This window comes from Segatella copri (genome assembly GCF_019127135.1).
In the GTDB taxonomy this organism is placed as follows: Bacteria; Bacteroidota; Bacteroidia; order Bacteroidales; family Bacteroidaceae; genus Prevotella.
In genome coordinates, this window is the sequence record NZ_JAHOEA010000021.1 from 36,967 (window position 1) to 60,154 (window position 23,188).

12 protein-coding genes are annotated in these 23,188 nt (G+C 44.8%); 9 read left to right on the plus strand and 3 right to left on the minus strand.

Features of this window, described 5'->3' with window-relative positions:
• Position 1: 1 nt before the first annotated feature.
• The 9 genes from KSW37_RS07400 to KSW37_RS07440 all read left to right on the plus strand — a co-directional run bounded on the left by KSW37_RS07400 (position 2) and on the right by KSW37_RS07440 (position 17,150).
• Positions 2 to 3,145 carry a glycoside hydrolase family 2 TIM barrel-domain containing protein gene (locus tag KSW37_RS07400; protein ID WP_217313853.1) on the plus strand — a complete coding sequence of 1,048 codons (3,144 nt, stop codon included), beginning with the start codon at positions 2 to 4 and terminating at the stop codon, positions 3,143 to 3,145.
• A gap of 346 nt (positions 3,146 to 3,491) precedes the next feature.
• Positions 3,492 to 3,848 (plus strand): P-II family nitrogen regulator, encoded by a 357-nt coding sequence (locus KSW37_RS07405; protein WP_022252389.1) that lies wholly within the window; start codon positions 3,492 to 3,494, stop codon positions 3,846 to 3,848.
• Between the two features lie 154 nt (positions 3,849 to 4,002).
• Positions 4,003 to 5,265 (plus strand): ammonium transporter, encoded by a 1,263-nt coding sequence (locus tag KSW37_RS07410; protein ID WP_217313854.1) that lies wholly within the window; start codon positions 4,003 to 4,005, stop codon positions 5,263 to 5,265.
• A gap of 202 nt (positions 5,266 to 5,467) precedes the next feature.
• Positions 5,468 to 6,187 carry a hypothetical protein gene (locus KSW37_RS07415; RefSeq protein ID WP_217313855.1) on the plus strand — a complete coding sequence of 240 codons (720 nt, stop codon included), beginning with the start codon at positions 5,468 to 5,470 and terminating at the stop codon, positions 6,185 to 6,187.
• 467 nt (positions 6,188 to 6,654) lie between these two features.
• Positions 6,655 to 8,442 carry an asparagine synthase B gene (gene asnB / locus KSW37_RS07420; RefSeq protein ID WP_217313856.1) on the plus strand — a complete coding sequence of 596 codons (1,788 nt, stop codon included), beginning with the start codon at positions 6,655 to 6,657 and terminating at the stop codon, positions 8,440 to 8,442.
• A gap of 224 nt (positions 8,443 to 8,666) precedes the next feature.
• Positions 8,667 to 13,190: a glutamate synthase large subunit gene (gltB, locus tag KSW37_RS07425; protein ID WP_217313857.1), complete on the plus strand. Its 4,524-nt coding sequence runs from the start codon at positions 8,667 to 8,669 to the stop codon at positions 13,188 to 13,190.
• A 99-nt stretch (positions 13,191 to 13,289) separates the two neighbouring features.
• Positions 13,290 to 14,633, plus strand: a complete 1,344-nt coding sequence (locus tag KSW37_RS07430) for a glutamate synthase subunit beta (protein WP_006848361.1) — start codon at positions 13,290 to 13,292, stop codon at positions 14,631 to 14,633.
• A gap of 361 nt (positions 14,634 to 14,994) precedes the next feature.
• Positions 14,995 to 16,053 carry a glycoside hydrolase family 43 protein gene (locus tag KSW37_RS07435; RefSeq protein WP_217313858.1) on the plus strand — a complete coding sequence of 353 codons (1,059 nt, stop codon included), beginning with the start codon at positions 14,995 to 14,997 and terminating at the stop codon, positions 16,051 to 16,053.
• A 92-nt stretch (positions 16,054 to 16,145) separates the two neighbouring features.
• Positions 16,146 to 17,150: a hypothetical protein gene (locus tag KSW37_RS07440; RefSeq protein WP_217313859.1), complete on the plus strand. Its 1,005-nt coding sequence runs from the start codon at positions 16,146 to 16,148 to the stop codon at positions 17,148 to 17,150.
• A gap of 277 nt (positions 17,151 to 17,427) precedes the next feature.
• Here KSW37_RS07440 and KSW37_RS07445 read toward each other — a convergent pair whose 3' ends face one another.
• The 3 genes from KSW37_RS07445 to KSW37_RS07455 form a co-directional block, all read right to left on the minus strand.
• Positions 17,428 to 18,609 carry an RICIN domain-containing protein gene (locus tag KSW37_RS07445; protein ID WP_217313860.1) on the minus strand — a complete coding sequence of 394 codons (1,182 nt, stop codon included), beginning with the start codon at positions 18,607 to 18,609 and terminating at the stop codon, positions 17,428 to 17,430.
• Positions 18,610 to 18,730: 121 nt separating this feature from the next.
• Positions 18,731 to 19,870: an OmpA family protein gene (locus KSW37_RS07450; RefSeq protein ID WP_217313861.1), complete on the minus strand. Its 1,140-nt coding sequence runs from the start codon at positions 19,868 to 19,870 to the stop codon at positions 18,731 to 18,733.
• Between the two features lie 86 nt (positions 19,871 to 19,956).
• A complete protein-coding gene (locus KSW37_RS07455; RefSeq protein WP_217313862.1) occupies positions 19,957 to 22,332 on the minus strand; it encodes a hypothetical protein in 2,376 nt (791 codons plus the stop codon).
• Between the last annotated feature and the right edge of the window lie 856 nt (positions 22,333 to 23,188).

Below are 23,188 nucleotides of genomic sequence, written 5' to 3' on the forward strand. Positions count from 1 at the left end.
TATGAGCATCAGAAATATAGCAAATGTATCGCTTTGCCTCGCCTTGCTGTCTGTCAGCAATGGCGTGGCGGCTCAGAATGAGTCGCGCTGGCATAATGTGGATATCAACCAGCAGAACCGCGAACCTCGCCGTGCTGCTTTCTTTGCATACGAGACCCTCGACAAAGCACAGGGGTTTGATAAGAAGAAGTCGGCCAACTATCTTTCGATGGAAGGCATGTGGAAGTTTAACTTTGTGAAGGATCATAACAAGCGTCCTGCCAACTTCTTTTCAGCTAGCTATGACGATTCGGAGTGGAAGGATTTCCCTGTACCGGGGCTGTTCGAACTGAACGGTTATGGAGATGCTACTTATAAGAATGTAGGTTATGCCTGGGCTACCCAGTTTGACCCAAATCCTCCTTATATCAGCGAACTCAACAACTATACGGGTTCTTATCGTCGTACCTTCGAACTTCCTAAGGACTGGAAGGGCAAGGATGTCTATTTCCATGTAGGTTCGGCTACCAGCAACCTGACCCTTTGGGTGAACGGCAAGTATGTGGGATATAGTGAAGACAGCAAGGTGGCTGCCGAGTTTAATATCTCCAAGTATCTGAAGCCGGGCAAGAACCTGATAGCTATGCAGGTGATGCGCTGGTGCGACGGTTCTTATTTCGAGGATCAGGACTTCTGGCGCTTTACTGGTATAGCCCGTGAGGTTTATCTCTATGCACGTCCGAAACTTCATGCTGCCGATATCCGTCTTGATGCCGGTTTGATGAATAATTATCGGGATGGTATCCTGAACTATCAGGTAGCGCTGAAGGGTGGCAAGACTGATGTGACTGTTGCCTTGTGCGATAAGGATGGCAAGCAAATAGCATCGGCTACCGGAACTCAGGGTGTAATCAAAGTACCGAAGGTGAAGGCTTGGACTGCTGAGACACCTTATTTATATAAGGTATACATCTCTCTGAAGAATAAGCAGGGGGTAGCGGAGGTGATTCCGCAGAAGGTGGGCTTCCGCAATGTGGAAATCAAGAACGCCCAGTTGCTGGTGAACGGCAAGCCTGTACTGATTAAGGGTGCCAACCGGCATGAGATGGATCCGGATGGTGGATATGTGGTAAGTGTAGAGCGCATGATTCAGGATATCAGAATCATGAAACAGTTGAACATCAATGCGGTTCGTACCTGCCATTATCCTGACGATCCTCGCTGGTATGAACTCTGTGATGAATACGGACTGTATCTTACTGCTGAGGCTAACCTCGAATCTCATGGTATGGGATATGGGGAGAAATCACTTGCTAAGTTCCCTGAGTATCTCCAGACTCACATCGAGCGCAATGAAGGTAATGTGAAAAGTTTTATCAATCACCCTTCTATCATCGTATGGAGTTTGGGTAATGAGTGTGGTTACGGCATCAACTTCGAAAAGACCTATGACTGGGTGAAAGCGCTCGACAAGACCCGTCCTGTTCAGTATGAGCGTGGCGGTTATGACAGCAAGACCGATATTTACTGTCCGATGTATATCGACTACGAGGAGAGTGAGAAATATTGCAAGAGTGATGGTGTTAAACCGTACATCCAGTGCGAATATGCTCATGCCATGGGTAATTCGGAAGGTGGTTTCAAGGAATATTGGGACCTCATCCGTAAGTATCCTAAGTATCAGGGTGGCTATATCTGGGACTTCGTAGATCAGGGCATTCGTGACAAGAGTCCTGTCACCGGTAAGGAAATCTTTACTTATGGTGGAGATTACGGCCGCTATCCGGCAAGTGACTATAACTTCAACTGTAATGGTATCATTGCTCCAGACCGCCGTCTGAATCCTCATGCTTACGAGATTCAGTACTATCATCAGAATGTATGGATTAAGGACCTGGATGCTGTGAATGGTGCTTTCAAGGTTTACAACGAGAACTTCTTCAGGAATATCGATGACTTGAACCTGACAGCTACGGTTTATGCCAATGGTGTGAAACTGGCTACAGTTGAGATTCCTGAAACAAAGGGTATTGCTCCTCAGGCTACCAAACTGATCAAGAGTGATGAACTGAAGTATGCGGTGGCTGAGGCTGAATCGAAGCATGCAAAGGAGGAGATTGTTCTTAACTTTGCTTTTGCAAGCGATGGCACACAGCCGCTGGTAGACAAGGGCCAGGTGATGGCTCGTCAGCAGTTTATCATCAGTGATTATCAGTTTGCCAAACCGGCGGTTCCTGCTGTTGCTGCTGCACCAACCAAGAAGGGTAAGGTGCAGGAGACAAACAGTATGGAGGTGGAGGAAACCAACTCTTATGTGAAGGTCAGCGCACAGAGAATGTCTGTTACCATAGGCAAGAAGACGGGTATGATAGATTATCTCGATGTAGATGGTGAACCGATGTTGAAGTTCCGTGAGAGTATGACTCCGGAATTCTGGCGTGCTCCTACCGATAATGACTATGGAGCATCTCTGCAGAAGGAGATGAGAGTATGGAAGAACCCACAGATGACTCTGAAGTCTTTCGACAAAAATGTGAGTAAGGACAATGTGGTGCTGACAGCTCTCTTCGATATGCCTGAAGTGAAAGCTCAGCTGATGCTCCGCTATGACATCAGTGCTGCGGGCGAGGTGAATGTTACTCAGAAGATGACTACCGACAAGGAGGTTCAGGTTGCCGATCTGTTCAGATTCGGTCTGCAGTTGCAGATGCCTGCTACTTTCTCTAAGCTCGAGTATTATGGTAGAGGTCCTGAAGAAAACTACGTAGATCGTCATTCTTCTGCTTTTATCGGCAAGTACGAGTCTGACGTGAAGGATGAATATTATCCATATATCCGTCCGCAGGAGAGTGGTAACCATACCGATATCCGCTATTTCTCTATCTTTAATCCAACCACCGGCAAGGGGATTACCTTCGAGGGGTATGAACCTATGGAGTGCAGTGCCATCCCTTATCTGGTAGAGGATTTGGATTCTGGTATCGAGAAGACGCATGCATGGGGACAACACAGTGGTGATCTGGTGGATAAGGGACTCGTGCAGTTGCATATCCAGAAATGCCAGTATCCTTTGGGCTGCATCGACAGTTGGATGACCAAGCCTATGGAGAAGTATCGTCTCCATTATGCTGATCGTGAATTTACATTCAAAATAAAGGCAAAATAAAATTTCCGTTATAAAACTCAGATATATGCGGAAATACGGGTATAAGATTAAGTTCAAATAATAAAGTAACCCTAGTTTTAGGGTTGAGAGTTTGTTTTTAGGTTTGCCGCTTGAGGGGTCTTTGGGGCCTTTCAAGCGGCTTTTTGTTGTTTGTTTCAAAATGAAACGAATAATGTGTAATTTGCTTTCATTTTGTTCTGTATTTTAAAAAGAACTATGCAAAATAATAACTAAATGAAAAATCTAATACCAAAAAGTAAGTGATATTACAAAATATTAAGCAAAATGTCGTACCTTTGCACCAGAAAATAAACAAAATGTAAATTAATTAATAGGAGAGATTAACATGAAAAAGATTGAAGCAATCATCCGTAAGACTAAGTTTGAGGATGTAAAGGAAGCTTTGCTTGCCGCCGACATCGAGTGGTTCTCTTACTACGATGTAAGAGGAGAGGGCAAGATGAGACAGGCTCGAATCTATCGTGGTGTCATGTATGATACCAGCAGTATTGAGCGAGTGTTGCTGAATATTGTCGTGCGCGACAAGAACGTAGAGAAAACGATTAATGCCATCCAGGAGGCTGCCCGTACAGGCGAGATTGGTGATGGTCGAATCTTTGTAATTCCTGTAGAGGATACCATAAGAATCCGTACAGGTGAAAGAGGCGACATCGCTCTCTATAATGCTGAGCAGGAGAAATAAAATATTTAATGTTAAGTGTTTAATGTTAAATGTTAACTGAATTGGATGAATTAATAGTAAAATCGGAATGTTTGGGAGTTAGGTGAGAGTATCGAGTGCTAAGTGGACGTATGCTAACTTAACATTTAACATTCCTTCTTAAAAGGTAAAGATTATGAGTGTACAGGATTTAGGAATTTCAGTAGATACCGTATGGATGCTCTTGGCAGCCATGTTGGTCTTTTTCATGCAGCCGGGATTTGCCCTCTGCGAGGCGGGCTTTACCCGTAGTAAAAACACCGCGAACATCTTGTTTAAGAACTTTGTCGATTTCATGATTGGTTCTGTTCTTTTCTGGTTCGTAGGTTTCGGATTTATGTTTGGTAGTGATGGTGCCGGTTTCATCGGTATGCCTAACTTCGGTGATTTGTCTTTCTATACAAATGCAGCCGGTCTTCCTACTGAAGGCTTCCTGATGTTTGAAACCGTATTCTGCGCTACTAGTGCTACCATCGTTTCAGGTGCTATGGCAGAACGTACCAAGTTCTCCATGTATTGCATCTATTCATTCTTCATCTCATTGATTATCTACCCTGTAGAGGGTCACTGGACATGGGGTGGCGGTTGGCTTTGTAACAGCGAGGCAGGTTCGTTCATGATGAACACCTTCGGTGCAGCCTTCCATGATTTCGCAGGTTCTGCCATCGTACATAGTGTTGGTGGTGTACTTGCCTTGGTTGGTGCCATCTGCTTAGGTCCTCGTCTTGGTAAGTATCGCAACGGCAAGAGCACGGCTATCCCTGGTCACAACCTCATGGCTGCTGCCCTTGGTGTATTCATCCTCTGGTTCGGATGGTTCGGATTCAACCCTGGTTCTCAGCTCGCTGCTTCTGGTGAGGTTAACCGTGTTGCTATCAGTCACGTATTCCTGACAACCAACCTGGCTGCAGTTTGCGGTGGTTTGGGTACCATGTTCACATCTTGGATCAAGTATGGCAAGCCATCATTCTCATTGACATTGAATGGTATCTTGGCTGGTTTGGTAGCCATTACTGCTGGTTGCGATTTGGTTAGTCCATTGGGTTCAGCCATCATCGGTCTCTTGGCAGGTATCATCTTGGTATTCTCTATCGAGTTAATTGATACAAAGCTTCATATTGATGACCCTGTAGGTGCAAGTTCAGTACATGGTGTTTGTGGTATCTTCGGTACCTTGATGACTGGTCTCTTCGCCCTTGATGGTGGCGCCTTCTATGGTGGTGGCTTCGGATTCTTCGGTGCTCAGTGCTTCGGTATCCTCTGCATCGACCTTTGGGCAGCCGTAACAGGTATCATCCTCTTCTGGGGTATCAAGAAGATTGCTGGTCTCCGTGTTGATAAGCGAATCGAGGAAGAAGGTCTCGATATCTATGAGCATGGTGAGAGTTGCTACAACTAAAGATGCTTTCATATAGCGAGCGAGAGAGATTTTTCAGCAGAAGTTTTGGCGAGCAGAGTTATTATTAGTACCTTTGAATAAGGTACGCTGCATCTCAACAATATAAATAAATCGCAATTTATTTTGTATTGTCTTCGATTTGCAGTACCTTTGCTGCCGAAACTTTTAAAAACAAAAATGTATCACATAAAAAGGAGAGAATATGAAGAAGATTTTTGATATAAAGAAGATGGGTGCCTTTGCACTCGGTTTGGTTGCTTTTGCTCCTGCTGCTTCTGCGCAGGACAAGGTTGAAACTACCATCGCTGCAGATGTTGTAAACCAGTATTACTGGCGTGGTCAGTCACTGGGAGAAGTCTCTTTGCAGCCAACACTCGGTATTGGTTACAAGGGCTTGTCTCTGACAGCTTGGGGAAGTGTAGGTATCTCTAAGCCAGAGGATACTAAGGAGTTTGACCTTACCTTGGCTTATGAAACCGGTGGTTTCCATATCGGCGTAACCGATTACTGGTTCAACTCTCCTAACGAGAAGTATTTCGCCTATAAGGCACATGAAACTTCTCATGTGTTTGAGGCAAACGTAGGTTATGACTTTGGTCCAGTTGCCTTGAACTGGTACACCAACTTTGCAGGCAATGATGGATTAAATAAGGATGGTGACCGTGCTTATTCTTCATATGTTGAGGCTACAGCCCCATTCAAGTTGGGCGGTTGTGATTGGGCAGCAAGTATAGGCGCAGTTCCATTTGCAACATCTTTCTATGGTGATGCCAATGGTTTTGCAGTTACCAATGTTTCACTGAAAGCTACCAAGGATTTGAAGATTACAGATTCTTTCTCTGTTCCAGTCTTCGCTCAGGTAGCTGCTAACCCTAGCACCGAAAAAGCTTACCTGGTAGTAGGTTTTACCTTGCAGCCATAATAGGCTCTTAGGTTTTTCGATATAATCTTACGTTGGTAGGTTTAAGTTTTTATTTTTTTATTTTAAATGCCGATAGTTCCACCAAAGAGCTATCGGCATTTCTTTGTATGGTGTGGGGGTAGAAGGTTGTATATGATGTAAAATGTGCTCTAGAAACGCTTTATTTATCTTAAAATTGATTGTGTTTTACAGATTGTAATCAAATTGTGTGTTTTTCTTTTCAATTTATCATATATTTTAATCTAATATGTGTTGATATGTTATTGTTGTGATAAAGTGAAGACAAAATGCTACTATTCTTTTCTTTATTCTAACAAAAAGTTGTAATTTTGCACCCGAAACATAGCAAAAAGTAATTTTAAGCTTTGTTTTTGCTTGGTTTGCTTCTGAAACAATCGCTGGGACATGCCAAGATGAATAAGAGAGAATAATAGTTAAAAATAACCGTAAAAGAAAGGAAAAGATTTATGTGTGGAATCGTATCTATCTTCAATATTCAGGAGCAGACTCCTGAATTGCGACAGCAAGCGCTTCGTATGAGCCAGAAGATTCGTCATCGCGGACCAGACTGGAGTGGAATCTACTGTGGTGGTTCTGCTATCCTGGCACATGAGCGTCTGAGTATTGTAGACCCTGAAAGTGGTCGCCAACCTTTGTTTGCACCAGACAAAAAACAGGTGCTTGCCGTAAACGGTGAGATTTATAATCATCAGGACATCCGTGCTCGTTTTGCCGGCAAATACCAGTATCAGACCGGTTCCGACTGTGAGGTGATTCTTTCTCTCTATCGTGAGATGCGAGCAGATTCCGACTTTGATACCTTAATATATAAAGGTGAGGATGCGCTCCACGCCCGTATCTCCAAGATGCTTGAAGAGCTGAACGGTATTTTTGCCTTCGCTCTTTACGATGCCGAGCGTGATGAGTTCCTCATCGCTCGAGACCCGATCGGAGTCATTCCTCTTTATATCGGTTATGATAAAGATGGAAAGGTACTGGTGGCAAGTGAGTTGAAGGCTTTGGAAGGTCAGTGCGACCACTATGAGCCATTCCTCCCAGGTCATTATTATTATAGCAAGAACCCTGGCATGAAGCGTTACTATACACGCGATTGGTTTGAGTATGCTGCCATGCAGAAAAAATATCAGATTGATGATGCCAAGAAGGCTGAAGAACAGCTGAAGAATGCTGAACCTCAGGAGAAAGCGGCAGTGAAAGAGATTCATGATGCTTTGGAGGCTTCTGTCAAACGTCAGTTGATGAGTGATGTTCCTTATGGTGTTCTTCTCAGTGGTGGCCTTGATTCTTCAGTCATTTCAGCCGTAGCCGAGAAATATTCTTCTACCCGTGTGGAAAATGGGGGAGAGACCAAGGCTTATTGGCCACGTCTGCACTCCTTTGCCGTAGGTTTGAAGGGTGCGCCTGACTTGGCTAAGGCACGGTTGGTAGCCGAGCATATCGGAACCGTGCATCACGAAATCAACTATACCATTCAGGAAGGTCTGGATGCCATCCGTGATGTCATCTATTTCATCGAGACCTATGATGTAACCACTGTGCGTGCATCTACCCCGATGTATCTGCTGGCGAGAGTGATCCGCAGCATGGGTATCAAGATGGTGCTTTCGGGCGAGGGTGCCGACGAGGTATTCGGAGGTTATCTCTACTTCCATAAAGCTCCGGATGCCAAAGCATTCCATGAGGAAACCGTACGAAAGTTGGGTAAACTCTATCTCTACGATTGTCTGAGAGCCAACAAGAGTTTGGCTGCATGGGGCATCGAGGGCCGTGTGCCTTTCCTCGACAAGGAGTTTCTGGATGTAGCGATGGGTATGAACCCGGTTTTGAAGATGTGTCCGGATAAGACCATCGAGAAAAAGGTGGTTCGTGAGGCTTTTGCCGATTTGCTTCCTGAAGAAGTGGCATGGCGACAGAAGGAACAGTTCTCAGATGGTGTGGGCTATTCATGGATTGATACCCTGAAGCAGATTACTGCATCTGCCGTTAGCGATGAGCAGATGGCGCATGCTGCTGAGCGATTCCCTATCAACCCTCCACAGAATAAGGAGGAGTATTATTATCGTTCTATCTTCGCCGAGCATTTCCCAAGCGACAGCGCTGCCAAGAGCGTACCTAGTGTGCCTAGCGTAGCATGTTCTACAGCCGAAGCCCTTGCCTGGGATGCCTCATTCAAAAACCAGAACGACCCTAGCGGCAGAGCCGTGGCGGGAGTTCATGAACAGGCGTATAAATAATATACTGAACTTTCGCATGTAGGGAAGTTAAGTGAAGTTAGGGAAGTTAGAGGGAAGTTAAGGGACAAATGTCCTACGTTTTACGAAAGAAGACTATTGTCTCTTCACTTCTCGAACGACCGTAGGGAGTGATAACTTCTTTAACTTCAATCAATTCCCTCACTTGCGAAACTTGAATCAATAATAAAAATAGTTAGAAATAACCGATATAAAACGAACAAGAAATGGAAAAAGGATTGTACAGTTCTGCCTATGAACACGATGCGTGTGGCGTAGGTATGGTGGTGAATATCCACGGTAACAAGAGTCATGAGCTGGTCGATAACGCCTTGAAGGTACTCGAGAACATGCGTCATCGTGGTGCAGAGGGTGCCGATAACAAGACGGGTGATGGTGCCGGTATCATGCTCCAGATTCCACATGAGTTTATTCTTCTTCAGGGTATCCCAGTGCCAGAAAAAGGTAAATATGGTACGGGTCTCGTCTTCTTGCCTAAGGATGAGAAGAAACAGCAGGATATTCTCTCTATCATGATTGAGGAAATTGAACGCGAGGGATTGCAGCTGATGCATCTCCGCAATGTGCCTACTAACCCTGATTGTCTGGGTGAGGCTGCTTTGAGTAACGAACCAGCTATCAAACAGGTGTTTATCACAGGTGTTACAGATGATAAGGTGCCTGTCTTTGAGCGCATCCTCTATCTTATCCGTAAACGTATTGAGAAACGTGTCAGCGATCCTGATTTCTATATTTGTTCGTTGTCTAATTCGAACATCGTATATAAGGGTATGTTGAGCAGCCTCCAGTTGCGCCAATATTATCCTGACTTGACCAATAATTATTTCACAAGCGGTCTGGCTCTGGTCCACTCCCGCTTCTCTACCAACACCTTCCCGACATGGAGTCTGGCTCAGCCATTCCGTCTCCTTGCCCACAATGGTGAGATCAACACCATCCGTGGTAACCGTGCCTGGATGAAGGCTCGTGAGAGTGTGTTGAGCAGCGAGGCTTTGGGCGATATCCGTGAGATTTCTCCTATCGTTCAGCCTGATATGAGTGACTCGGCAAGTCTCGACAATGTATTCGAGTTCTTCGTGATGAGCGGTCTGTCATTGCCTCATGCCATGGCTGTGATGGTGCCAGAGAGTTTCAACGACAAGAACCCTATCTCTGAGGATCTGAAGGCATTCTATGAGTACCACTCTATCCTGATGGAGCCATGGGATGGTCCTGCCGCCTTGCTCTTCAGCGATGGCCGTTATGCCGGTGGTATGCTCGATAGAAATGGTTTGCGCCCTGCCCGCTATACCATCACCAAGAATGATATGATGGTAGTAGCATCTGAGGTAGGTGTGATGGATTTCGATCCTACCGAGATTGCAGAGAAGGGTCGTCTGCAGCCTGGTAAGATTCTCTTGATTGATACCCAGGAAGGCAAGATTTACTATGATGGCGAAATCAAGGAGCGTCTGGCAGAGGCTCATCCTTACCGTCAGTGGTTGAATACCAACCGTATAGAACTGGAGAAACTTCGCAGTGGTCGTAAGGTGGAAAACGCTGTGGATAACCTCACTCGCAAGGAATTGGAATTCGGTTTTGGCGAGGAAGATATCGACGGTACTATCATCCCAATGGCTACCAAGGGTCAGGAACCTACAGCTTCTATGGGTAATGATACTCCGCTTGCTGTGCTTTCCGACCAGCCACAGATTTTCTTCAACTACTTCCGTCAGCAGTTTGCTCAGGTTACCAACCCTGCCATCGACTCTATCCGTGAGAACCTTGTGATGAGTCTTACCGAGTATATCGGTAGAGTAGGTTCCGGCATCCTGAACCCGGACGAAAGCAACTGTAAGATGGTTCGTCTGCCACATCCTATCCTGACCAATACCCAGTTGGATATCCTTCAGAATATCCGCTACAAGGGCTTCAATACAGTAAAACTCCACATGCTCTTCGAAACCGCCAAGGGCGAAGAAGGACTGCATGAGGCATTGGATGAACTTTGTAAGCAGGCTGCCCAGAGCGTGGATGATGGTTACAACTACATTATCTTGAGCGACCGTGGCGTGGATGAGACCCATGCCGCCATCCCATCTCTGCTCGCCGTGAGTGCCGTACATCATTATCTGATTGATGCCGGCAAGCGTGTACAGACAGCCCTCATCGTTGAGAGCGGTGAGATTCGTGAGGTAATGCACGCAGCCCTGTTGCTGGGTTACGGTGCATCAGCCCTCTGTCCATACCTGACATACGCCATCCTCGACGACCTGGTAAAGAAGGGAAAGATTCAGGAGGATTACCATACAGCCGAGCAGAACTACATCAAGGCTGTGAAGAAGGGCTTGTTCAAGATTATGGCTAAGATGGGTATCTCTACCATCCGAAGCTATCGTGGTGCCAAGATTTTCGAGAGCATCGGTTTGAGCGAAAGCCTCCTGAAGAGCTATTTCGGAACAGAGGTGAGCACTATCGGTGGTATCGGACTCGAGACCATCGCCCGTGATGCCATCCGCCTGCACGACAAGGCATTCGAGACCAAGAAGCTCGACTTCCTGCCAAGTCTCGGACAGTTCCACTACCGCAAGGATGGTATCAAGCACGCTTGGAACCCAGAGACCATCGCTACCCTGCAGCTCGCAACCCGCAAGGGCGATTACGATCTTTTCAAGAAATATACACATCTCGTTGACGATAAGCAGGAGCCTATCTTCATCCGCGACTTCTTCGGTTTCCGCAAGAATCCTATCTCTATAGATAAGGTGGAGCCGGTAGAGGAAATCGTGAAGCACTTCGTTACCGGTGCGATGAGTTTCGGTGCCCTCTCTAAGGAGGCTCACGAGGCAATGGCACTCGCCATGAACGCCCTCGGCGCTCGAAGCAATACCGGTGAAGGTGGTGAGGATAACGAACGATTCCATTCTACACAGGATGGCATCAGCCTCTCCAGCAAGACCAAGCAGGTTGCTTCCGGTCGATTTGGTGTGACAACAGAATATTTGGTAAATGCAGAGGAAATCCAGATCAAGGTGGCACAGGGTGCTAAACCGGGTGAGGGTGGTCAGTTGCCTGGCTTCAAGGTCAACGAGGTCATCGCCAAGACCCGTCACTCTATCCCTGGCATCAGCCTGATTTCTCCTCCACCTCATCACGATATCTACAGTATCGAGGATTTGGCTCAGCTCATCTTCGACCTCAAGAATGTGAACCCTAAGGCGGCTATCTCCGTGAAGTTGGTAGCTGAGAGTGGTGTGGGTACCATCGCTGCCGGTGTGGCTAAGGCGAAGGCAGACCTCATCGTTATCTCTGGTGCTGAGGGTGGTACAGGTGCCAGCCCTGCATCCAGCATGCGTTTCGCAGGTATCTCTCCTGAAATCGGACTTTCTGAAACCCAGCAGACTCTTGTGAAGAATGGTCTTCGTGGTCAGGTTCGTCTGCAGGTAGATGGTCAGTTGAAGAGCGGTCGTGACATCATCCTGATGGCTTTGCTCGGTGCTGAGGAATTCAGTTTCGGTACGGCAGCCCTCATCGTTTTGGGTTGTGTCATGATGCGTAAGTGTAACCTGAATACCTGTCCTATGGGTGTTGCTACACAGGATCCTAAGCTCCGTGCGCACTTCCGTGGCAGCTACAAGTACCTCATCAACTACTTCCGCTTCCTCGCCGAGGAGGTTCGTGAGTATCTGGCTGAGATGGGTTACACCTCATTGAACGATATCATCGGTCATACCGAGCTCATCGTCCGCAAGAAGGATGAGGAGATTGTTCCTACCGAGGGTGCTGATGCCGTAGAGCCAGAGGTGGCTAAGAGCATCGAGGAAAAGGCAGACTTGCTCGACTTCTCTCGCTTGCTGCATCGTGAAACAGGTCATTGCTCACTCTATCATACTACTGAGCAGATTCATGACCTCGACAATGTACTCGACCAGCAGATTATCCGTGGCGCACAGCGTGCCATCGAGAGCCAGGAAGAAGTGAACCTCGACTTCGCCATCAAGAATACTGACCGTGCTGCCGGTGCGATGCTGAGCGGTATGATTGCCGAGAAATATGGTGAGGCTGGTCTTCCAGACAAGACCGTGAACGTGAAGTTCAAGGGTTCTGCAGGTCAGAGCTTCGGTGCCTTCCTGGTCAAGGGAGTAGATTTCAAGCTCGAAGGTGAGACCAATGACTATTTTGCCAAGGGACTTTCAGGAGGTCGTATTTCCATCCTTCCTCCTATCCGCAGCAACTTCTCTGCCGAGGATAACATCATCGCCGGTAACACCGGTCTCTATGGTGCCACAAGTGGTGAGTTGTATATCAATGGTAAGGTAGGCGAGCGCTTTGGTGTTCGTAACTCCGGTGCCATCGCCGTGATTGAGGGTGCTGGTGACCACTGCTGCGAGTATATGACGGGCGGTAGAGTAGTAGTGCTCGGTGAAACCGGCCGTAACTTCGCCGCTGGTATGAGTGGTGGTGTTGCCTACGTATGGGATAAGAACCACAACTTCGATTACTTCTGTAATATGGATATGGTGGAGATTAACCTCGTGGAGGACAGCACCTATCGCAAGGAGTTGCATGAGTTGATTCGTCAGCATTATCTCTATACTGGCAGTAAGCTCGCCCGTACCATGCTCGATGACTGGAACCACTACGTAGAGGATTTCATCCAGGTAGTGCCAATCGAGTACAAGCGAGTTCTCCAGGAAGAACAGGTAAAGAAGTTGCAGCAGAAGATTGCGGATATGCAGCGAGATTATTAATAGTTAACAGTTAATAGTTTATAGTTGATAGGGACTTCCGTGCTCAAGGGCGTTAGCCTCTATAAACTATAAACTATAAATTATAAACTGAATATAACGATGGGAAATCCAAAAGCATTTTTGACTATACCTCGCAAGGAAGCAGGTTATAGACCAATTCACGATAGAATCCTCGACTTCAGCGAGGTAGAACAGACTTTGAATAGCAACGACCGCCGACAGCAGGCTTCACGTTGCATGGATTGTGGCGTGCCTTTCTGCCATTGGGCTTGTCCGCTGGGCAACAAGGCACCGGAGTGGAATGATGCCCTCTACAAGGGCGATTGGGAGCAGGCTTACCGTCTCCTCAATTCCACCAACGACTTCCCGGAGTTCACAGGACGCATCTGTCCTGCACTCTGTGAGAAGGCGTGTGTATTGAATCTTATGGATCATGAGCCAACCACCAACCGTGAGGATGAGTGTGCCATCGTGGAGCACGCCTTCTCTGAGGATTATGTACATGTTGAGATTCCTGAGCGTAATGGCAAGACGGTGGCTGTCATCGGTGCCGGTCCTGCGGGATTGGTAGCTGCCAACCAGTTGAACCATAAGGGATATAAGGTAACAGTATTCGAGGCACGTGAGAATGCCGGTGGTCTGTTGCGTTATGGTATTCCTAACTTCAAGCTCAACAAGAGCATCATCGACCGCCGTCTTCGTCTTCTCGAAGAGGAGGGCATCGAGTTCAGATACAATCAGCAGATTGATGTAACTAAATTGCCAGAAGGCTTCGATGCCTATGTGGTATCTACCGGTACGCCAACGGCACGCGACCTGAAGATTCCTGGACGAGAGCTGAAGGGTGTTTATTTCGCCCTCGAACTGCTTTCTCAACAGAACCGTATCCTTGCCGGTATGGAGTTCTCTAAGGACGAACTGGTTAACTGCAAGGGCAAGGATGTGTTGGTAATCGGTGGTGGTGATACGGGTTCCGACTGTATCGGTACTGCTCATCGTCAGGGTTGCAAGAGCGTAACCCAGATAGAAATCATGCCGAAGCCTGTAGAAGGACCTGAGGATCCTAAGAATCCTTGGCCAAACTGGCCTCGCACCCTGAAGACCACTTCAAGTCATGAGGAAGGCTGTACTCGCCGCTGGAACATCAACTCTTTGGAGTTTCTGGGAAAGAATGGTAAGTTGACAGGCGTGAAGGTTCAGCCTATTGATTGGAAACCAAACCCTGAGGGTGGTCGTCCGTTGATGGTAGAGGCTGGTGAGCCGGAGATTATCAAGGCAGAGGCTGTATTCCTGGCAATGGGCTTTCTGAAGCCACAGCAGCCTGAGTTTGCCGAGAATGTATTCGTGGCAGGCGATGCAGCCAGTGGTGCCTCTTTGGTAGTACGCGCCATGGCAAGCGGCAGAAAGATTGCTGCCCAGGTAGATAAGTTCCTGAACAAATAAATCGGTTATTTTTAACTATAAGTGTAGGGAGGTTGACCTCAGTGATGAGGTTTTCCTCCCTTTTTTTTCCTCCCTTTTTTCTTTCCTCCCTTTTTTCTTTCCTCCCTTTTTTCTTTCCTCCCTCTTTTCTTTCCTCCCTTTTTCTTTCCTCCCTCTCCTTTGTCTTCTGTTCCGTCCCCCTTCTGCCCCCGTTCCAGGCGATTCCATCGCCTGTCCCATGAATAATAATCAATAAAAAAAGACCATTATTCGTGAATTTTCCCCATATTTCCCTTAATAATTTGGCATTCCCAAATATAAAGTGTAAATTTGCACTCAAAAACTTCAGCTAATAAAAATTAAACTAAGGAAATAACAGAAAATGAAAAAGAAATTATCAACCGTTCTTTTAGCATTGGCTGCCTTTATGCCAATGACTGCACAGAATCTTGTAAAGGGAGATTATGGTTATCTCTATTGTCACATGAGCGATAAGGGTGAGTGGACAGCCTATGCCATTTCCCGTGATGGTTACAACTATCAGGACATCAATGGTGGCAATCCAATCTTCAATCCAGAAGAGCATGCCCGCATTGAAGGCGGTACCCGCGATGCCTACATCACCCGCATGCACAATGGCAAGGGTTACATCATGGTTACCACCGATATGTGCGTTCGCAAGAGCCACAAGTGGGATAACTATGGTATCGATCTCCTGAAGAGTAAGGATTTGAAGAACTGGACCAGCGTTACCTTCGATTTCCGCAAGGGCATGCAGAACTTCTGCGATGCTGCTACTGCTACATCTCCTTATAAGGATTGGAGCACCATCAACCGTGTATGGGCACCTCAGATTTTCTGGGATCCTGACTATCGTTGGGAAAATGGAGAAAAAGGCGGATACATGATCTACTATTCCATGCTCAACCGTGCTGAGGAGAAGTACGACCGCATGTATTACAGTTATGCCGACAAAACATTCACCAAACTCACCACTCCTAAGCTACTTTTCGACTGGGGCTATGCTACCATCGATGCCGATATCAACTTCCTGAAGAGCGATGGACTTTACCACATGCTCATCAAGAAAGAGGGTGGAAAGAGAGGTATCTTCACCGCTACCAGCAAATATCTCAATCATGGTTGGGGCGCTCCTGTCGATGATGACTTTGTAAGTTTCGAGGGAAATAAACTGACAGAAGGAAGTTCTGCCTTCCAGCTTATCGGTGATGATACCTGGCGTGTGGCTTACATCCAGTACAGCGACCATCCTAAACATTATCGTATCTGCAAGGCAGATAAGTATCTCCGCAATTTCTCCGATCCTGTAGATATCAAGGGAGTTACGGCTCCTCAGCATGGCAGTTTCATGAGAATTACCAAGAACGAGTACAAAATGCTCCAGAAATGGGATAAGGAGTTAAAAAATAAAGCAAAATAGGCGATTTTTTCAAAAAAATGTCGTACCTTTGCCACGTTATATCAATTGTATAGAAGTTCTGGGTGACTAGAGAAAGTAAAACTATATTATTTATGAAAAAGCGTTTCGGATTTATCGTGGCAGCTTTATTGACTGCTTCCTGTGCCTTTGCACAGACGATAGAGCCTTCTGGTGATAAGGGAGATAAGAACATTCTCAATCATCTGGATGGTTCTATCACTTTGGGAACCACTGGCGTGGGTGTAGATTTGGCAATGCCTATTGGTAAAATGGTGCAGGTGCGCACCGGTTTCAACTTCTTTCCGCATTATGAGCAAACCATGCACTTCGGGGTGCAGGTGGGTGATGATACTGATCCTACGGTACAGGATGAGAAGTTCAACAAACTCTCTCAGACCTTAAATGAGATGTTCGCATTTGAGGTAGACCGTAATGTGGATATGAAAGGTAAGCCTACGATGAAGAATTTCAAGCTGTTGGTGGATGTCTTTCCTTTCCGCAACAAGCATTGGCATGTAACCACCGGTTTCTATTGGGGACCATCTACAGTAGCCAAGGCTGAAAATGCAGCTTATGATGCTACCTCTTTGGTGAGTGTTGCTATCTATAATAATCTTTATAACCGTGTAAAGGAATCGTGGGAGAGTCAGATTAGCGATGATCCGAATGTGATCCCTATACCTTATATCTCTATCGGCGGCAATAAAATTTATGCTGATGAGTCTCTCTACAATAAGTTTATGGATTATGGTAGAATGGGTGTTCATGTCGGTGATTATCCTGATGGAACTCCTTACCGTATGGAGCCGGATGCCAACAATATGGTTTCCTGCAAGATTAAGGTGAACAATTTCCGCCCTTACTTAGGTTTCGGTTATGGTGGTAAGTTGTCGAATCGTAGCGACCGTAATTGGATTTCGTTTGATTGCGGTGCCATGTTCTGGGGTGGAACTCCCCGTATCATTACTCACGATGGGGTAGACCTGGCTAAAGATGTGAAGAATATCTCTGGAAAAGTGGGCGATTATGTAAGTCTTTTCAAAGCAGTAAAAGTTTATCCTGTCTTGGAGTTGCGTTTAACTCACCGTATCTTCTAAACGGAAAAAGAGTTTTTTATAAAGAAAAAGAAGATGTGTAATAAGTCTTAATAATAGTTGGCGCATAACAGCTGTCCACCGCATGCACATCAGCTGTTGTGCATGCGCATATCAGCTGTTATGCAAGCGCACAACAGCTGTTGTGCGACCGAGGATACTAACTGTTTCTCAAACATATCCTATCTTTTCCAACAAGATATCCTATATATTCCAACAAAAAGAGGGTGAATCATTAACTCATGACTCACCCTCTTTGTTTAATTGATAGATTAATCCCTTATTTTACCACATATTTCTTGTTCTTAAAAATGTAGATGCCTTCAGGAAGACCTTCTACTGATGTGGCGTTCTCTTTTACAATCTTACCTTCCATATTATATACGTTGGCTGGCTTGCTGTCATTACCCAAAGTAATGTTGCTGATGCCTGTTGTTTCTTTGACGAGCTTCAGGCTCTTAGGGCAATTGGCTGATACAGGCAGATAAGCTGTATTGTGAGGAATGGCCTTGATGTATGGATATTTATAAGGTCTGGACGCACCTTCTTTTATCATAACCGTATATGCATTTGACTCATCATTGTTCAATACCAATGAACCATTCTCATCAATACTCAGGAGACGCATGGTGGTTGGCTCAAACTTTGTACTGGTGAAATGAGCAGACATTCTGAGTCCCACACAGAAGTAAACACCTTTCATGATATTATCCTTAACAGCTGTCGGATTTGTCAATTCTGGCTTTATTTTGTTTTCTGCTGGATTTTCTGATCCACATTCAATGATAACCGGTGTGTTGGCAGGAATAATACCTGTAAGCTCCTTATAGGTAGCGGTTCCTTCCTTCTCGTCAATGCTGCTGATATAGTAAACTTTCATATTAGGCGAAGCTACACTGAATGGGAAGCCGGCATAATAGGAAGCATAATACTTACCGTTGGCTGCCTTCGTTGGCTTTACACCGAGATAGTTGTCTTCACTGTCTACTGCTGTAATTTTCCAGTTTAATGTTTCTTGGGTATTATTGTCTACATAGCCTGTGTCTCTGCCGAGCGTATATTCATAGTTGTCGCTGAGATAAACGGTACCACCGCTCTTGGATTGCCAGGCACGATATACGTTTGCGCCATTATAATATTTGAGGCGGATATAATAGTTTATCATGTCGTATAAACTGGAACCCTGACCTTTGATGTTGTATTGGTCACCGCCTTTGTTTTCTATATAGAAGATAGTACCAGGATCTGTTGTTACATCATCCCATTTCTTCTTGGTTAAGAGGGCTTTGCATTCCACGGTTGTACTTTGCATACTGATACCTCTTGTCTCTGTGGTTGTAAGCGACATGTATCGTCCTGTTGTTACATTTTGAATTCGATAATAGCCGTTACCATTAACCTGGGCACGCATTGTACCGATAGAAATACAAGCCAAGAGTAGTAAAAGTGTAATCTTTTTCATTATGTCTGTTATAAATATAAAAATAACCGATTCTCATGCATTATCACAATAAATTAGATAAGTATGAAAACCGGTTATCTTTTATTAATATTGATGTGTTGTCTATTTCTTATATTTCAAATTACTTTGCAATACAGATTGTAACACGGTTCATTCCGTTCTCTGAGTATGGCTGAACGCGTGAACCGGCAGACTTCTTAATCATGCGGCTCTTGGCAACACCCTTAGCTGCAAGTGCATTGTAAACTGTCTGTGCACGGCGAGCTGCTACCTTGTCGTTGATTGCGTCAGAACCGGTACCCTTGTCTGCATAACCTGTAAGAGTAATCTTGGCATCTGGATTCTCCTTCATGTAGTTAACAATCTCTGTAATCTTTGATGCCTGTGACTTTGCTATAACTGAATTACCGATGGTGAAGAAGATATCACGACGGAACTCTTCTGCTGCAACTTCCTTCTTGGTCTCTACTGGAGCTGGAGCTGGAACAACTTGTTTCTCAATTACACGCTCGATAATCTTCTCTACTGGCTTTGGAGCAGGAATTACCTTTGTGCTATGAGTCTTGCCCAAAGCAATCTTAGCACCTACCAATGCATTGAAGTACCAGTCTGGGTTGCCTGCCTTCTTTGAGTTGTAATGGTCGCTCAAAGTGTTTGCAGAAACCTCAAGACCCAAGCTTACGCGGTCGCTGACACGGAAGTCAACATTAGCTCCTAAGCGTGCTGCAAAGAATGCCTTAGAGCCCTTGCCGTCTGTTTTCTTCCAGAGATACTCCAATGGATTCTCAGAACTGTTCTTGTAGTTGCTCATGATACCAGCCTTTGCTGTAGCAGCTTCCTCGTTGCTCCAAGCAATGTTGGCACCGATACCACCGAATACACCTACGCTAACTACGCGCTCTGGATTGTACTCGCAGAAAAGGTTGGTCAGGTTGAAGGTAGCATCTACCATTGGTGCTACATAGTTCCACTTCCACTTGTAAGTTGTGGTGTTCACTTTCTGACCACCCTTGCTCTGCCATGCGTTGAATGAAAGGCGGGCACCTACAACCTTATTGAAGTTGTAACCCAAGCCTACCTGTGCATTAGGTGAAATCAAATCGCTGAAACCAATTTCACCCAAAGTGTACTGGCCACCTACCTGAGCCTGTACATACCAATGTGGGTTGAAGACGTTTACTGTCTTGTCTGCTTCCTGGGCAGAAGCAGTAACACACCCCATTGCCAAGATACCTGATAATATGATACTATTAAATTTCATGTCTGAATATGTTTTAAAATTGTTTTAAGAATGATATGGGCGGCTCTTGCCCTACGGAAAGAGCCACTCACTATGATATCCTTATTTTATTTTACAACCTTGATGAAGAATGTCTTTGTTTTAGCTTTTCCACCAGTGTAGTCTACTGCATCGTAAGTGATGGTGTAAACACCTTCCTTAGTTGCGGTGAAACCAGCCTTGTGGATGTTACCGCTGATTACCTTGCCGATGTTCTCACCTGTTACGGTTGCACCAGAAGGATCCTTAACGGTGATATACTTCTTATAGGCAGGAGCGAGATACTCCAATGTATAAGAGGTAGGCAACAAAAGTACGTTAGCCTTGCCGTTTGTCATCTTCACGTATGTTGCACCAGAAGCGATAGTTGGGAGCTTTACCCAGTTGTTACCGTCTGTAGCGAACATAGCTGGCTGCAAGAACTTGTTGGCATTATCCAACCAGTAGTTGCACTTGTGGATGTAGCTGTTTACACGGTTGATGAAGTTACCATCAATAGCGCTCTCAAACTTATTAACCTTGTTTGCCAAGTTCTCAACAGTGCCGAGCATGTTATCTACCTGGCTGTTAACCTGATCAATAATCTTATTGAACTCAGCCATGCTTACGGTAACGGTTACTGCTTGCTTCTTGGTGTTGTACTCAACGGCACCGGCATCAAAAGTAATATTGTTCACTGTAACCTTAACGCCCTGCAAATCCTCGATATTGGTCTTGTTGTTAGGGTCAGCCCATTGCAACTCGCCACTGGCATTAATATGTACCTTATGACCATTAATAGTCATGGTTGAAGCATCTGGAACATCTACTTCTACAGTCTGGTTGATATCAGCGATATGGTTCAAATCTTTCCACTTCAGGCTGCTTGTGTCGATATAAAGACCCTTGCTTTCCAAAGTTGGGATATCCTTGATGTCATAGTTGATACCACCGCTCAAGAAATCGTAAGACAATGGCTTGATGACTGTAGCTGCAAAGTCCTTATCTGCAATGGTTACATTGAGATCCTTATTTGTACCATCAGTAAGTTCCTGCTCCAATGCCAAGTGATACTCTGTAAGACGGTTGTTGAATGTCTTGTAAAGAGTATTGGCAATCTCTGTAAGGTTGAGATTATTGCTACGATCCTTGAGCTTGTTCAGGATATTCTTAGCTACGCCCTTAAGAGACTCCACATCTGATGAAGTCCAAGTCTTTACCTCGTCCAGTCTGTTTGGATCAACACTTACCTTCAAGAGGTAGTAGTTTGGAGTAGTGTTCACTTCACCTGCACGAGTATAACCATAATGCTCTACCTTGTCATTCTTTGTCGCTCTAGCGATGAATGGAGTAACATTGCCCTGGCTGTCAACAATCTTGAATGTCAGTCCAGAGAAGTCTTTGTTTGCAGGGTTGATGTATACGCCGATAGAACCAGCATTATCTTTTGCATCGTCCAATAACAAATCATCTGCAATGATTTCCTCACCGCCGATAGATGCATTATCTTCAGCATAGCCATAGTAAGCACCCAAGAAACGAGCCTCGGTACCCATCATATCCTTATAAGAACCCAAGATAGGGCTATAGAAACGGTTTACAACAATACCTGTAACCTCATTAGCCATTGCATTGAACAGACTGTTCAACTGGGTAGTCAATTTTTTCTCCAAAGCAGAAATCTTACCCTCCAATGCAGTGCTAGCATTCGCGATGGCATTATCAACATCAGCCTTTGTATAGTAATTGCTGGTGAGGTATGATTTTTCTACATAGTTAGCAAAATTATTTCTAAGATTCTCAATCTCAGTCTTATTGCTTTCAACAACAGCATCGTTAGCTTCAACCTGGCGCTTTAAATCGTCAAAAGTTGTCTGGTCAACCTTACCATTCAGTGTTGTGTTGATTCTATCTAATTCTGTATCAAGATTAGACTTACCCTGCTCAATAGCTATAATACGTCTTCTGTCTTCCTCTTGCTCAAGCTTGAGTTTTTCGTAATTATTGTTCAATGTTGTAAAATCGCAAGTGCAAGACTTGAAGTTTGCGAATTGAGTCTTGAGGGTATTAACTTCGGTCTCAAGACCAGTAACCTTGCTTGATAAATCTAATAGGCTAGAGAGCTGTCCTTCAAGAGTAGTAATTTTACCTTGAAGAGTACCAATCGTGATTTCGTTTGCTTTAGCAAGGCGCAAAGCCTCATCAGCAGTAGTATTGATTTCTGTAGCCTTTTCGATGATTAAGTTTTTTAAAACCTGATCTTCGCTTTCTCGCTTTTCTGTTTCTTTTTTCAGCTTGTCTGCCAAATCAGAAATGTCCTTAGCCTGCTTTGCTATAACCTCAGCAACCTTACCATTGGAATCGTAAAGTGCATCGCTTTCAGTATCTTTACAAGATACGAAAGTACTCGCTCCACCCATCAGCAGGGCAGAGAAGAGCAAAATACTAGTTACTTGTCTTTTCATTTTATAAAAACTTTAATTAAACTTATGTTGTCAAACTCTATAAATAAGCCATTCGCGCCTGTGACAACGTAGCTTTGAGTAGCATTGCATTGAGGACACGCATTGACTCTTTTTATTTCATTCTTAGATATTTAATTCTCTTAATTTCTTTAATATAATGTATATATACGGTGCAAAGGTATATTTTTTTTCGCAAACTCATCGCTTTTTTGCTGTTAAAATGTCAATTCTACGCTTATTTTTACTTTTTTTAAGTCTTTAAGCCCCTTAAATTCATTGTTTTCTTGTGCATTAACGTACATTAAGTGAAATATATGATATTTTGTGTTGATGTATGTCAATTCTTGCTTAGAACTCTGCTCAGTACGTTTTGGTTGCCGTTTGTTCGCTCTATGGATGCCCAGTTCTTCAGCATATCTTTGAGATAATAATAATATAATGTTCATGTGCGCACGCGCGAATGTTTGTTACAGTTTCATCTTTTTTGTGTTACAGTTTCATCTTTCTTGGCTTTTGCTTATTCTTTACATAAAAGAGATTCTTTTCCGCATTAAATGGTATTCCCTGACTTTTCGCTATAATAGGCGTAAATAGCCTCAAAATGCTGGCTAAATGTTTATGAGTGTTAAATAATAGGGTAAAAATAAACTTTTTTCTCGAAATATTTGGTGGAGTGGAAAAATGTTTGTACTTTTGCACTCGCTTTTGAGAAATACAATATCTCAAGCAACTAAAGAAAGTTAGTGCAAGTCGAATACGATGAAATTTATTTCAATTGTTGAGCGCAGCCTAACTTACGAAGAAAGAGTTCTTTGAAAGATTTTACATAAACAGACAAGTAGTACAAGAAGCGGTT

Excerpts from the sequence above, each read along its gene's own strand:
- KSW37_RS07410 (WP_217313854.1), top strand. The coding sequence starts at position 4,003 with ATGAGTGTACAGGATTTAGGAATTTCAGTAGATACCGTATGGATGCTC.
- KSW37_RS07415 (WP_217313855.1), top strand. The coding sequence starts at position 5,468 with ATGAAGAAGATTTTTGATATAAAGAAGATGGGTGCCTTTGCACTCGGT.
- KSW37_RS07455 (WP_217313862.1), bottom strand. The coding sequence starts at position 22,332 with ATGAAAAGACAAGTAACTAGTATTTTGCTCTTCTCTGCCCTGCTGATG.
- KSW37_RS07445 (WP_217313860.1), bottom strand. The coding sequence starts at position 18,609 with ATGAAAAAGATTACACTTTTACTACTCTTGGCTTGTATTTCTATCGGT.
- KSW37_RS07440 (WP_217313859.1), top strand. The coding sequence starts at position 16,146 with ATGAAAAAGCGTTTCGGATTTATCGTGGCAGCTTTATTGACTGCTTCC.
- KSW37_RS07430 (WP_006848361.1), top strand. The coding sequence starts at position 13,290 with ATGGGAAATCCAAAAGCATTTTTGACTATACCTCGCAAGGAAGCAGGT.
- KSW37_RS07405 (WP_022252389.1), top strand. The coding sequence starts at position 3,492 with ATGAAAAAGATTGAAGCAATCATCCGTAAGACTAAGTTTGAGGATGTA.
- KSW37_RS07450 (WP_217313861.1), bottom strand. The coding sequence starts at position 19,870 with ATGAAATTTAATAGTATCATATTATCAGGTATCTTGGCAATGGGGTGT.
- KSW37_RS07400 (WP_217313853.1), top strand. The coding sequence starts at position 2 with ATGAGCATCAGAAATATAGCAAATGTATCGCTTTGCCTCGCCTTGCTG.
- gltB (WP_217313857.1), top strand. The coding sequence starts at position 8,667 with ATGGAAAAAGGATTGTACAGTTCTGCCTATGAACACGATGCGTGTGGC.
- KSW37_RS07435 (WP_217313858.1), top strand. The coding sequence starts at position 14,995 with ATGAAAAAGAAATTATCAACCGTTCTTTTAGCATTGGCTGCCTTTATG.
- asnB (WP_217313856.1), top strand. The coding sequence starts at position 6,655 with ATGTGTGGAATCGTATCTATCTTCAATATTCAGGAGCAGACTCCTGAA.